We start from the raw sequence: 11,982 nt of genomic DNA on the forward strand, positions 1-11,982 counted from the left end.
TTTCTAATTTCTAAAAGTGGAGGTCTATTAATGAGATTTGATGAAGCTTATTCAGGAAATGTTTTTATAAAAAGTCATCCTACATATGAGGATGCTCAGGCGGTCATTTATGGTATGCCAATGGACTGGACAGTTAGTTACCGTCCGGGCTCACGTTTTGGCCCACAGCGTATTCGTGAAGTATCCATTGGTCTAGAAGAATACAGCCCATATTTAGACCGTGAGTTAGAAGAAGTGAAATATTTTGATGCGGGTGATATTCCGTTACCATTCGGCAACGCACAGCGCTCGTTAGATGAAATTGAAAAATATATAAAGACGCTTTTAGCAGATGGTAAAATCCCTGTAGGTATGGGTGGCGAACATTTAGTATCGTGGCCTGTTATGAAAGCTGTTTCAGCAAAATATGATGACTTAGCAATTATCCACTTCGATGCACATACAGACTTACGTGAAGAATATGAAGGGGAGCCACTTTCACACTCAACACCTATTCGCAAAATTGCTGAACATATCGGACCGAAAAATGTATATTCATTTGGTATTCGTTCAGGTATGAAAGAAGAATTCGAATGGGCGAAGGAAAACGGCATGCACATTTCAAAATTCGAAGTGCTAGAGCCATTAAAAGAGGTATTACCGTCTTTAGCAGGTCGCAATGTTTACGTTACGATTGATATAGATGTACTTGATCCAGCACATGCACCAGGTACAGGAACAGTAGATTGCGGGGGCATTACATCCAAAGAATTACTAGCGTCAATCCATGCGATTGCGGCAAGTAACGTCAATGTAGTGGGCTTTGACCTAGTTGAAGTAGCACCAATCTACGACACATCAGAAATGACAGCAAATACAGCTTCGAAGTTATTGAGAGAAATGATTTTAGGCTGGGTAAAATAAGTAAGGCTTTCTAAATGTTGATATGAAGCGCTTTGAGTGGGGTTTAGCTATGAGCTAGCCCCACTTTCCTTTAAACTCTGACATTGAAGCCCTAAAGCCTCACCTTTACGCATACCTGTATACGCAATCGTTAAGGAGAGTAGATGCTTTTTGAGTTGTTAATAAGTGACTATTATTGTGCTTCAGCCACTTTTTTGACACGTTCTAAAAATTCAATGACTACTTTGTCCGAAGCAAACAATAAAAATAATTTTACGAACCATTTTAACGGATTATTTGTTACAGTATAAGTAAAAGAAGTTTCTGTTTCATTTATTTTACTTAATTCATAGTAAGCCGTAATTTCAAACATATTAGCGAGTGTAAAGCCTACTTTCAATATTTTTTTATCAGGTGTATTCGTATATTCAAATGTTTCTACATCATACTCTTCGATACGTTTTCCTTCTTTATATTTTTGGCGATAAACACTGCCAACTACTTCTTCCGTTATTTTTATAGGTTTGTTTTCAACTACTTGTGGCATAATCTTTTGCAAATCAGCTAAAGAGCCATCAAGCAATCTCCAAACGTTTTCTATGGGAGCATTTATGTTAATAGTCTTTGTCCATGTTTTCATCAAAAAACACCTCTACTTTCAATAATAAAATTATTGATTTTTTTTATTTTATCCTTTAAATCTGTGCCTCAAACAGAAAATTTAAGGCTATCACTAAATGTAATTGTACTAGATCGTTGTAAAGGAATATATCTATTGAGAGTTATTACTTTAAATAACATTTCACTTTGTTGATAAAATAATGAATCTAGTAATGTTTAGCATTGTATTAATATTATGGGGAGTAGATGTTTTTTTTGTTGTCATTAGATTTTTTCACCATTTTCTCAACCATGATGTGGATTTCTGGTCAGTGTAGAAAACGAGAAATCTAGAATCGTTTTGTTAGAGTGTGGGATTAATTCAAATGAAAAATTTCAAGATGTGCTATTTGCTATAGAGGTTTCAATAGTGGGTATCTTTAGCGTGGAAAAAGTAAGGTACAAGATTATTTTGTAAATGCAGTTAGTGTATTATTTCCTTATTTACGTGCTCATATTTCAACACTCACTTCTATCTCCGGAATACCACCTGTACCATTACCATCAGTTACTATTATTAAGTTATTGGAGGCTATTCATATAGTTGGAGAAAATAATGAAGCAGAAGAAGTCATTGGTGAAAAGAAAAAAATAGATGAAAATTTATAACTAGAGCTAAATAAACTCGTACCCTTTTGATAAGTCTTTAGAGCACGAGTTTGTTTATGTCTAATTTCGTTTGTGCATGGATTCAACTTTAGAATGGGTAAAATAAGTAATGAAGTTGGAGTGGGGGATAGCTTTAAGCTATCCCCATTTTATATTTTGACTAAATATAAAAAAAGAAGACGCCATCCAACATACATCGGATAGCGCCTTGATCTTTCAAAGAATTCTATTAAGGGTTCGTCGACCAAAGTCCTGCGTGTTTTAAGACAACACGTGGATGAAGTTTTAGTTGTGCAACCATTAAATCTGCTAAATCTTCTGCTTGCATTACTTTTTCTGGATTGCCGTCTGTTAAGTTTAGTTCAACAGCCATATCTGTAGCAACTGTACTTGGCGTTAATGTTGTAACGCGAATATTTTTCTTACGCACTTCAAGCATTAATGACTCACTTAGTCCAATAACTGCAGCTTTTGAAGCCGAGTATGCGCTTGTAATTGGTGCACCTTTTTGACCAGCTGTTGAGGAAATATTAATGATATCGCCTGTATTGCGCTCGATCATTTCTGGTAATACAGCGCGTGTTGTGTAGTACACACCTTTTACGTTGACATCGATAATATTTGTCCATTCTTCAGGCGTTAAGTCCATGAAGCCACCGAATTTTGAAATACCAGCATTGTTTACTAAAATATCGATCGCGCCAAGCTCACCGCGAATAGATTCAACGGCTGTAGTAATAGAGTCTAAATCCGCTACGTTTGCCGTAGCGATGGCTACCTTCACATCATATTGTTTTAGTTCCTCTGCTACTTGTTGTAAATTTTCAAGCGTACGTCCAACAAGACCTACGTGAATACCTTCTTGCGCAAAAGCTACTGCTGTTGCGCGTCCAATTCCACGTCCAGCTCCTGTAACTAACGCCACTTTACCTGCGATTGCTTGCATGTTTTTCTCTCCTTTAGATAAGATCGTTTTATTTAGACGAAAAAATAGATTAAGATTTGTCTTTAAGACTAACCTCATTTTACTACGGTTTTCTACATTGTGAAGAGTGCACTTTTTTGTGCGGAGGTTACTAAAAGTTACTTATAGGAAAAGGGAGTACGCTTTATGACAGATAAATTAAGAGAAGAGATAAAAGAGAGAATAATAAATAACGATTATCATTGTGAAAAAGAACTTACCTTATCGATCATAAGCGGTAAATGGAAGGTTGTTATTCTGTGGCATTTAGGCGTCGACGGACCGCATCGCTTCAGTGAGCTTCAAAGACTTTTTCCGAAAATATCTCATAAAATATTATCAAACCAATTACGTGAACTGATGGAAGATGGGATTGTTCATCGAGAAGTGTTTCCAGAAGTTCCTCCGAAAGTCGAGTATTCAATGACTGAGCTAGGGATGACGTTATTACCAATCGTTGAAATGATGTATGAATGGGGAAAAAATAGAATCGGTCAAATTAAAAAAGAAAGCAATAATGAGGTCATCTCGGAGGATTTAAATTGTCAGTGATATTAGCGAAAGCAATATGTCAGTCGTAAATAATGTGGGGCTAAAAAGTGGGGAGGCATAATGAGATCACTTTTAGCCCCATCTGCTTTTAAAATTTGGCTAATAAAATATTTCCAGGTACCAATAGATATCTTATTGACATGACCAGGAAAATATTGTTACATTATAGGTAACAAATGTTACCTATTAAGGGAGGCGAATTTTTTGGCACCAAAAGAACGGTTTACAGAGGAAATATTATTGGATTGTGCTTTTGAAATGGCTAGAAAAAGTGGGATTGATAGTATTAATGCAAGGGATTTAGCAAAAGAGTTAGGTTGTTCGACAAAGCCTATATTTCGATTATTCTCGAATATGGATGAATTGAAGTATTCAATATATGAAAGGGCTGGCAATCTATACAACGAAAGAATGTTTCAAGGCTTGCAAGAAAGTTCTTTTTTAGGGATGGGTTTGGCTTATATTAACTTTGCTCGCGAAGAAAAAAAGCTATTTGAGCTATTATTTCTATCCAATAAATATAAAATCTCCAGCTTTTCGGATTTATTAAATGACGTAGAAAACCAAGGGATTATAGCAATAATTTCAAAATTAACAGGATTAACTCAAACCTCCGCTAAATCCCTATTTATCGATACATGGTTAACTTCACATGGTATTGCGACAATGTGTGCGACGAATACTTGCGATTTAGATAGCTCAGAAATTGAGAGTATTTTAAAAGATGTTTTTGAAGGCGTTAAACTAAAATTATTGAATGGAGAAAATAAATGAAAAAGAAAAATTCACCTATTCTTTTATCAATATTATTTACTTTGCTGGCAATTGTTTTTCCTACCATAGCTGGTGCATTTATTACGGTGAAAAATATAAGTAGCTTGAACTCTATATTTTTGATTCAATTTATTGCCTTTGCAGTTGGTGTACTAGTCACTCTTTGGATTATGAAAAAAAGTAAATTTTCTTTCCAAGATTTCGGATTTAGAAAGTTTAAAGCAGAGGCGTGGATGGTTGTTATCGTTATTTTTGAGCTAGTTGCATTCTTTAATGGTATTACAGATCAAGATGGTTCTTCTGCGCGATACGTACTTATTTTACTTTTATTTGTTATTGCCGTGGGTCTTTGTGAAGAGTTTATTTTCCGAGGCCTAATTTTCAAATATTTATCAGCGAAAGGGCTTAAAGTGGCTATTATAGGCTCCTCAATTTTGTTTGGTATTGGACATTTTGCAAATATACTTTCCGGTGCTGATTTATTAATGATATTACTCCAAATAACTTTTGCATTCCTCTTTGGGCTAGTTTGTGCTGAAATTGTTGCAAAGACAAAAAGTATTATGTTTCCGATTATATGGCACGCTACGCATGATTTTATTGCGTTCATGACCGATAAAAGTGAGCCAGATGTTCTTGCTGTTTCTATTTATATCTTCCATTGTATTGTGTTAATGGTACTTGCAATTTATTTCTGGAGAGTTTTATTTCCTAAGAAGAATGCTATAAATTTAAAAAATCCTGAAAGCTATGTTTAAACTCGACAGTCAAAAAGGCATCTACTCATTCATTTGAGTGGATGCCTTTTTTGCTAATACCTTTAAGTCCAAGCCTCTAATCCGACATTGCCTCCTGTAATGAGGAAACATACTTTTTCGTTTTTATGAATAGGTAAAGCTCCTTGTAGGGCAGCGCCAATTCCTATAGAAGAGGAGGGTTCTGCGATAATTTTACCCTCGGAGAGTAAGGTTTTCATCCCACGTTGGATCAAAGCCTCATCTACACTTACAACCTCATCGACAAGCTCTTGGACAATTGGAAAATTCCGTTCCCCTGGCTGTAAAGTTAGTAGGGCATCTGCCAAAGATTTGTGTTCGGCTAAAAGCAATCTTTCACCAGCTTCTAAGCTTTTTGTATAACGCGAAACAGCAGCTGGCTCCACACCGATTATTTTGATACGAGGGGCTATGGATTTGACAGCAGTTGCAATGCCACTTAATAATCCACCACCACCAATAGGCACAACTATAGTATCGACATCTGGGAGCTGTGCTACTATTTCCAAGCCTACTGTTCCTTGTCCTGCCATAATATCGTAATCATCATAAGGATGTATGTTGCAATAGCCATGATCACGACTAAGTCTTTCAGTTAGGGTATGTCTTTCTGTTAGCTTACACTGTACAACTTCTGCACCTAAGGCACGTATTCCCTCAACCTTAACGGTAGGAGCTGAATCCGGTAGAACAATTGTTGCCTTACTATTTAACAGTTTGGCAGCATATGCAACACCTTTGCCATGATTTCCTGAGGATGCAGCAACTACGCCTTTTTGTAATTGTTCTAATGGTGTGGAAAGCATTTTATTGAGAGCCCCTCGAAGCTTAAAGGAGTTTGTTTTTTGCATATTCTCGGCTTTTATGTAGACGTGACAGCCTAAAAGATGATCGAGCCCATTTAATCGAATAATAGGCGTTTCAAATATATAAGGAGAAATTCTTCGTTTAGCAGCATGAATTTGTTCAAGTGTTAACATAAAGCAACCCCCATTTCAATAAAATGATTAAAAATTCAAACTTTATAATATAACTGTAGATTTACAGGGGAATTATGTAAATACTTAAATGGTAAGTAATTCTGAACAAACATCGGATAGAATACTTACTTCTATCTTGAAAAAATATGAGTATACATCCTATAATAAAAAGGTTATTTCTATACTAAGAAAGCCTCTAATATCAACGCTTTAGGGGCTCTCTCATTAAGAGTTAGCCCCAATATTAGCCCCAACAGCATTTAAACTTTGACTAAATACTGTCACCGATTCTTGCTCCATTTCCTTTAGTACATGTCCATAAACTGTGTGGACCATCTGAGGTGTGTTACCCACTTTCGGCAATTACCTTCACTGGTAGCTTGTTATTTAATAGCACCGTACAATGCGTATGCCGTAAACCATGCAGTGTTGTTTTAGGAAGGTTGGTCCTTTGAATAATTCTCTTAATAGCTAAATTTGTATTATTTGTTGAAATAGGTTCTCCTAAATGTTCCGAAATGAAAATAAATGTATCGTCATTTACATCCTTCAACTTTTTCCCACGCGATAACAATTTCTTTTTACACCATTTCTGATACATCTCTAATTGATCGATAACAATTGGATCAACCATAATTGTTCGTTCACTATTTCTAGTTTTAGTTTTACCAACACCATATTGACCACGAGAACGGGCGATAGTAATTGTATTGTTTTCAAAATCAATATCTCTCCATTGGAGCCCCCATGCTTCACCGCAACGCAAGCCAGTATAAGCAACAGTCAATAAAAAAGTATAGCTTGTTATATTTTCGTTTTTCTTTGCATCTTCTAAGAAAACGACTAATTGAGCAGGTGTAAGGAAATTTTCTATTTTGGCATCGTCTGATAATTTAACTTTTGTAAAACGATTACGATCTAACACCTCAGCTTCAATAGCAGCGTTGATAGCAATTTTAAAAAGAGTGTGTAATAATTTCAACATAGAGGGCGCATAACGCTTTTCTAACACGTTAATGAACTCACGTTGATATGTGGCTTTGTCTAACTTTTGGAGCTTGTAATGACCAAGTAATGGCTTCATTTGCAAACGTATAGCCGATTCGCGTTGCATCAACGTTTTTATGCTCCAGTCCTTTTTATTCTCTGCATACCACATATCTAACCAGTCACCAACAGTTAGATTCTCATTTTCTATATGCTTTGTTTGTCCGCGCAGCGTTGAAGCCTTTACATCCACAAGGGCTTTAATCGCTGCTTTTTCTGTTTTAAAACCACTTTTTTTCTTTTCTTTCCGTTTACCAGTTAAACCATCGTAATACTTATGGCGGAACATCCACAATTTTTCACCTTTATTATTGAGGTAGGAATAGACTTCTTTTTCTTTTGTTGATTTAACTAATTCCAATGTAATTACAATCCCTTCATCGCTTTTGGTGAGCATATGTGTAGGGATTTTGGATATAAAATGGTCTATCCAACAAGCGGAAAATTTAATTGCTAAACCAGGATATATGAGCACGAAGGAAACTTTCACAGAAGCTGAAGCTACTGCAGTTATTCAACAATACAATGACGAAATGAACGTAGCTGCAAAGAAATATAATTTGCTAATTAGTAGAGCAAATAAAGCAATGAAAAATAGTGTGGAAGAGCTACAAAAAATTGCAGATGAATTGGCATTAATAGAAAAACATCGTTTAGATGTTCATTCTATACAAAACTATTTACCAAACAATCAATCTAAAGATTTGGTTCAATTCCCGTTACAGGAAGTAGTAAAAGCTAATCTAGTTCGCGAATCAGCGGCAGAACACATTCAATCAATCGTTAGCCTTATCAAAGAAGCCGAGGTGTTTAAATGAACACTCATCGATTAAATTCATACCAAAAGCGAATGGCAATGATAGAAAAGCAAGTACCAAAAATACGTTATGTTGCAGAATTTAAAGCGTTAAAGGCTGAATGCAAGCCGTTATTCGATGTTTACAATGCACCTGCATTTAATGCCAGTAGGTTTTTAAATTTCGATGCAAGAACAAAAGATAGTTTAAAAAATGTACATGAACGCTTTAACCGTACAAAACCTTTAACCTTAACGTACACATTTTATTACAAATGTGATATCGAAACAGAGGAAGAACGCTTAAAGATTGCTAATGAATTAAAATTGAACCAGTAGGAGGTAGAGCATGACACTCATTTCTACTTTTGGAGATGGCCGATCAGTTTGTTTAATAAGTGGTGATACCAAACAAGTTTTTAAGTTGTTTGGAAAGACATTGAAACTACCTGATATGGAAACTAAAATCCATCGAATATCTGATAATTTTATTGCTGCAGGCGGTGGGTTCAATTCTATTTATGAATATGTGATTAAGGAATTGATAAGTTTGAACTCAAACAAAGCAACTGAAATTTTTATACGTTTGAATAGTTTAGCACATACAATTCCTGAAAAATTCGCTACAGCATTTAACATACACAAAGACATATTCTTTGCTGTTCAGATCATCGGATTTGATATTGAGGTTGGGAGTATGTACAGCATTACTTACAATGTGGATGATGGAGTTAAAATATCTATAGTACCTTCAGTAGGTGTAGGAGGCAATACGATTGCTCCAGGAGACGTTACAAAAGCATATGATCGTTTAGGTGACGTTAACAGTGCGATTAGAAATAAGTACGATATTTCCACATTAATAGAAGATCTAATTAATTACTCAATGCATTTGCATTATGAATTAATGAACGATTACCCAGATGAAATTTCGAATACTTTTTGTTATTATGTGTTGGCCCTAGTTAATGGAGAAGTAATGCATTTTGAAGGTAGGACAGAATTGCAAAATCAAGAAATAAATTAAACTTTTTGAGGCTACTAAATTGGTAGTCTCTCTTTTATATGAACTAATGAATATTTTACTTTTTTTGCATTTATTAACCTGAAATTTGTAAGGGTGTTATAATGTATATAGTTGTAAAATTTTAATTAAAAGGTAAAAAATGGAGGTGTTATTTTTATGAAGTTTATAACAGGAATGTATATTGTTATGTTTCTTATGCTATTGGTGGAATTAATAAATACTACAATTTTTGATAGTTTATACTCAAGTATATCACTAGTAGTAACCATAGGTTTATTTATTTTTGGCACAGCTTTTTATGTCAATATCAAGATTATAAAAAAAGAAAAATAGAAATATTTCAATACAAAACATTTACAATTATTACAAAAAGTGGTAAACTTTGGTTATAAAAAGGAGGTGATATTTTTGGGGAAAATTTATAAAGCATTATCTGTTGTCTTGGTCTTGTGTTTGTTAATTTCTGTTTCTGGTGGAAGTTTGTTGAGAGCCGATGAGGCAAGTGCAGCAAGTAACATTGATCCTGTTGTAGATATGGCAAAAGCATTTGATGAAAGAGCTTTTGAATTATCAGAAGAAGAGAAACAATTTTATGTAAATCAATTTAATGCGGATTTAGAAAGTAAAGTATTAGTACTACATATGAACTCTTCTATTAAATTGGATTTAGAAAATGCAATCGTTAGTGGATACTTAAATGGAGAAACTAATGAATACTTAATTTCAGTTCCTTTTACTGATGAGCTAGAAAAAGGTAGTATATTTACGGTGGCTTATAATAGTAATGGAGATGTTTTGAATACACATGAATATCAATTCTCTAATATTGACAGTAAGTTTGGACTTGCTCAATATTGGAAAAATGGAGAACTTACTTTCGATCAAAAAGTAGATAAAACGAAATATGAAGGTGGAGTAAGTACAAAATCTTGGTCATGTATGAATAAATGCTTGGCAGATATGGGAATTGCGAATTGGGTTTTAGCAATGATCGGAGTTGCTTGTGCCGCGGCGTGTATAACTGTAGTAGGATGTGCTCCGTGTATTCAAGGGATGGGAATATTCTTGTCGTTTGAATTTAATCATTGTTTTAACAAATGTTTCTACTAAGATATAACTTTCTATTATATCAAAGGTGATATCAAAATTATAAGTAAATAAAAAAGTCGCATCCAATCGGGTGCGGTTTTTTATTATCCTTATATTTCTATTTGCGACATATAATTCCTTTATCTTTATGATAAGTGTTAAGGAGGGATATTATGGCTGATATTATATGTTCAAATTGTAAAACTGAATTTTATCTCCGAGAATTTAGAGCTCCGTATAAAGATGAAGGAGCTACATTAAATTGTAAATGTGGAAAAGAAATATATAGTTATCCTAAAGGAACATATTTTTATTCAATTGAAGAATGTAGTGTGTACCATGAGAGAATGGCGAAGCAAGAAGAAAGAAAAAAATGGGAAGAAGCAAATTATCCTAAATGTAAATGTGGATTAACAATGATTAAAAGAAAAGGATGATTCAACTAGAGGTTTTGAAAAACGCTGTATCAAGGCTAAGGGAAAGAATTGATGAAATTGTTTTTAAAGGTTGGGATAAAGATCCTGGGATGTCGTATCTATCAATAAATGAAATAAAAGATACTGTGCGATTAATTGATATGGGGTTCTATCCGTTGTATAAAGAAATGGCAAAAGAAGTTGGGGCCATTAACATTCATTCTGATGCACTATTTGATACAGTAATTAATGGTATGTCAGAACAATCAAGTGATGAAGCTACCAAGCCTGACATGAACAGTGTAGAAGGTTGGAACTACTTTACTATGGAAAACAACATAAAAACATTTATCAATGAATTTGGTAGAGAACCAGAAAGCTTTGAGGAAGTTTTAACGTATATTACTGAAACTGTAGCAAAAGTTGTAGATAAAAACGGAGAAAATAAAAAAGCCGATGCGCCAACATCGACTAATAAAGCATAATGTAAATAGTATTTTAACACAAAGATGGGGACTGCGCAAAATTGCGTAGTCCTAATCAAATTTACAAAAGGACAAATTGACTTTTAAATTGTACCCTTTGTAAAGGACATTTTAAAAAAGGTTAGGAAACTTTTTGAAGCTGCTGTCTGTATCTTGCAGGCGGTAGCTTTTTTAAATTCCATTGCCCTCGATAATGATTGTAGTAAATCATATAACTCTTAATTTCTTTCTTTACTTCTTCTAACGATTCACATGTTCTAATAGTTGTTTCATCTTTAAAATGCCCAAAGAATGATTCTTGAGGTGCATTATCCCAACAATTTCCACGGCGTGACATGGACTGTCCTAAGCCAATCTTCTTCACTAAGGCTCGGAATTTGGGATTCGTATAGTGGAAACCTTGATCCGAATGGATAAAGGCATCTTCCCTTAAATGGCGATGCTTCTTCAATTTATGTAACGTGTTGAGCGCAATTTCTATACTCAATGTAGAAGATACTTCATAGGCTAGAATTTCATTTGTTTCGGCGTCTTTTATCGTTGATAAATAAGCACGTTTACCGCCTCCATATGTTAAATATGTGATATCGGTTAGTAATACTTTTCCTGCCACACCTTGCTTAAAGTTACGGTGTAAATTATTAGGGCATGTGCGATGTTCCTTCGTTGCTTTTGCCATACGACGTGCTGGATTCGCTTTTCGAATGGGGCAGATGATATTAAATTTCTTCATAATGCGACGGATTCGCTTGAGGTTGTATGTAGTTCCATATTGGTTTTCGAGTGTCATTTTTATTTGACGTGCACCTTCCTTTCGTCCTCGGAAATGAAAGGCCTTTAAAATAACTTCCTTCACCACTTCATCTTCTTCATTCTGTTTTTGACGAGTCAAGACAGCTTCTTCCTTAAAATAGCGATAGTAACC

The 11,982-nt window shown here is 34.7% G+C and carries 14 protein-coding genes and 1 pseudogene; 10 read left to right on the forward strand and 5 right to left on the reverse strand.

Translation table 11 applies throughout. The features are described from left to right. The first annotated feature begins 30 nt into the window (after positions 1–30). Positions 31–903 (forward strand): agmatinase, encoded by an 873-nt coding sequence (gene speB / locus ACFTQ7_RS16695; RefSeq protein ID WP_386830010.1) that lies wholly within the window; start codon positions 31–33, stop codon positions 901–903. 172 nt (positions 904–1,075) lie between these two features. Here the strand turns inward: speB and ACFTQ7_RS16700 are convergent, their stop codons facing one another. Next, positions 1,076–1,522 (reverse strand): SRPBCC family protein, encoded by a 447-nt coding sequence (locus ACFTQ7_RS16700; protein ID WP_386830011.1) that lies wholly within the window; start codon positions 1,520–1,522, stop codon positions 1,076–1,078. An 858-nt stretch (positions 1,523–2,380) separates the two neighbouring features. Further along, a complete protein-coding gene (locus ACFTQ7_RS16705; protein WP_349660674.1) occupies positions 2,381–3,097 on the reverse strand; it encodes a 3-ketoacyl-ACP reductase in 717 nt (238 codons plus the stop codon). Positions 3,098–3,262: 165 nt separating this feature from the next. Here ACFTQ7_RS16705 and ACFTQ7_RS16710 point away from each other — a divergent pair, with 165 nt between their 5' ends. From ACFTQ7_RS16710 to ACFTQ7_RS16720, 3 genes are all read left to right on the forward strand, one after another. Then, entirely contained in the window at positions 3,263–3,667 is a 405-nt protein-coding gene (locus ACFTQ7_RS16710) for a winged helix-turn-helix transcriptional regulator (RefSeq protein WP_386830012.1), read from the forward strand. Between the two features lie 204 nt (positions 3,668–3,871). Then, positions 3,872–4,441 (forward strand): TetR/AcrR family transcriptional regulator, encoded by a 570-nt coding sequence (locus tag ACFTQ7_RS16715; RefSeq protein WP_386830013.1) that lies wholly within the window; start codon positions 3,872–3,874, stop codon positions 4,439–4,441. Further along, complete coding sequence (locus tag ACFTQ7_RS16720) at positions 4,438–5,199, forward strand: CPBP family intramembrane glutamic endopeptidase (protein WP_386830014.1); 762 nt, start codon at positions 4,438–4,440, stop codon at positions 5,197–5,199. Before ACFTQ7_RS16715 ends, ACFTQ7_RS16720 begins: the two co-directional genes overlap by 4 nt. Before the next feature lie 62 nt (positions 5,200–5,261). On the opposite strand, the gene ACFTQ7_RS16725 is transcribed toward ACFTQ7_RS16720, so the two are convergent. Both ACFTQ7_RS16725 and ACFTQ7_RS16730 read right to left on the reverse strand, forming a co-directional pair. Further along, complete coding sequence (locus ACFTQ7_RS16725) at positions 5,262–6,197, reverse strand: threonine ammonia-lyase (RefSeq protein ID WP_386830015.1); 936 nt, start codon at positions 6,195–6,197, stop codon at positions 5,262–5,264. A 225-nt stretch (positions 6,198–6,422) separates the two neighbouring features. Next, positions 6,423–7,605 (reverse strand): annotated as a pseudogene (locus tag ACFTQ7_RS16730) (site-specific integrase). A 49-nt stretch (positions 7,606–7,654) separates the two neighbouring features. On the opposite strand from ACFTQ7_RS16730, the gene ACFTQ7_RS16735 reads away from it, so the two are divergent. The 6 genes from ACFTQ7_RS16735 to ACFTQ7_RS16760 all read left to right on the forward strand — a co-directional run bounded on the left by ACFTQ7_RS16735 (position 7,655) and on the right by ACFTQ7_RS16760 (position 11,057). Then, the gene (locus tag ACFTQ7_RS16735) at positions 7,655–8,062 is read left to right on the forward strand and encodes a hypothetical protein (RefSeq protein ID WP_386830016.1); all 408 of its coding nucleotides are present in this window, start codon (positions 7,655–7,657) and stop codon (positions 8,060–8,062) included. Further along, positions 8,059–8,379 (forward strand): hypothetical protein, encoded by a 321-nt coding sequence (locus tag ACFTQ7_RS16740; protein ID WP_386830017.1) that lies wholly within the window; start codon positions 8,059–8,061, stop codon positions 8,377–8,379. Before ACFTQ7_RS16735 ends, ACFTQ7_RS16740 begins: the two co-directional genes overlap by 4 nt. A 10-nt stretch (positions 8,380–8,389) precedes the next feature. Next, positions 8,390–9,067, forward strand: coding sequence for a hypothetical protein (locus ACFTQ7_RS16745; protein WP_386830018.1), 678 nt, complete (start codon positions 8,390–8,392; stop codon positions 9,065–9,067). 408 nt (positions 9,068–9,475) lie between these two features. Next, positions 9,476–10,177, forward strand: a complete 702-nt coding sequence (locus tag ACFTQ7_RS16750) for a hypothetical protein (protein WP_386830019.1) — start codon at positions 9,476–9,478, stop codon at positions 10,175–10,177. Between the two features lie 152 nt (positions 10,178–10,329). Next, entirely contained in the window at positions 10,330–10,593 is a 264-nt protein-coding gene (locus tag ACFTQ7_RS16755; RefSeq protein ID WP_386830020.1) for a hypothetical protein, read from the forward strand. Further along, positions 10,590–11,057 carry a hypothetical protein gene (locus ACFTQ7_RS16760; protein ID WP_386830021.1) on the forward strand — a complete coding sequence of 156 codons (468 nt, stop codon included), beginning with the start codon at positions 10,590–10,592 and terminating at the stop codon, positions 11,055–11,057. The genes ACFTQ7_RS16755 and ACFTQ7_RS16760 overlap by 4 nt, the downstream gene beginning before the upstream one ends. A gap of 121 nt (positions 11,058–11,178) precedes the next feature. Here the strand turns inward: ACFTQ7_RS16760 and ACFTQ7_RS16765 are convergent. Beyond that, positions 11,179–11,982, reverse strand: an 804-nt coding sequence (locus tag ACFTQ7_RS16765; RefSeq protein WP_386830022.1) for an IS3 family transposase, incomplete at its 5' end; no start/stop codon positions are given.

This window comes from Lysinibacillus sp. NPDC056959, assembly GCF_042674095.1.
In the GTDB taxonomy this organism is placed as follows: domain Bacteria; phylum Bacillota; class Bacilli; order Bacillales_A; family Planococcaceae; genus Lysinibacillus; species Lysinibacillus zambalensis.

Bases quoted from the DNA above. Each gene is read 5' to 3' on its own strand.
- ACFTQ7_RS16755 (WP_386830020.1), top strand. From the start codon at position 10,330: ATGGCTGATATTATATGTTCAAATTGTAAAACTGAATTTTATCTCCGA.
- ACFTQ7_RS16705 (WP_349660674.1), bottom strand. From the start codon at position 3,097: ATGCAAGCAATCGCAGGTAAAGTGGCGTTAGTTACAGGAGCTGGACGT.
- ACFTQ7_RS16720 (WP_386830014.1), top strand. From the start codon at position 4,438: ATGAAAAAGAAAAATTCACCTATTCTTTTATCAATATTATTTACTTTG.
- ACFTQ7_RS16710 (WP_386830012.1), top strand. From the start codon at position 3,263: ATGACAGATAAATTAAGAGAAGAGATAAAAGAGAGAATAATAAATAAC.
- ACFTQ7_RS16700 (WP_386830011.1), bottom strand. From the start codon at position 1,522: ATGAAAACATGGACAAAGACTATTAACATAAATGCTCCCATAGAAAAC.
- ACFTQ7_RS16745 (WP_386830018.1), top strand. From the start codon at position 8,390: ATGACACTCATTTCTACTTTTGGAGATGGCCGATCAGTTTGTTTAATA.
- ACFTQ7_RS16760 (WP_386830021.1), top strand. From the start codon at position 10,590: ATGATTCAACTAGAGGTTTTGAAAAACGCTGTATCAAGGCTAAGGGAA.
- speB (WP_386830010.1), top strand. From the start codon at position 31: ATGAGATTTGATGAAGCTTATTCAGGAAATGTTTTTATAAAAAGTCAT.
- ACFTQ7_RS16725 (WP_386830015.1), bottom strand. From the start codon at position 6,197: ATGTTAACACTTGAACAAATTCATGCTGCTAAACGAAGAATTTCTCCT.
- ACFTQ7_RS16740 (WP_386830017.1), top strand. From the start codon at position 8,059: ATGAACACTCATCGATTAAATTCATACCAAAAGCGAATGGCAATGATA.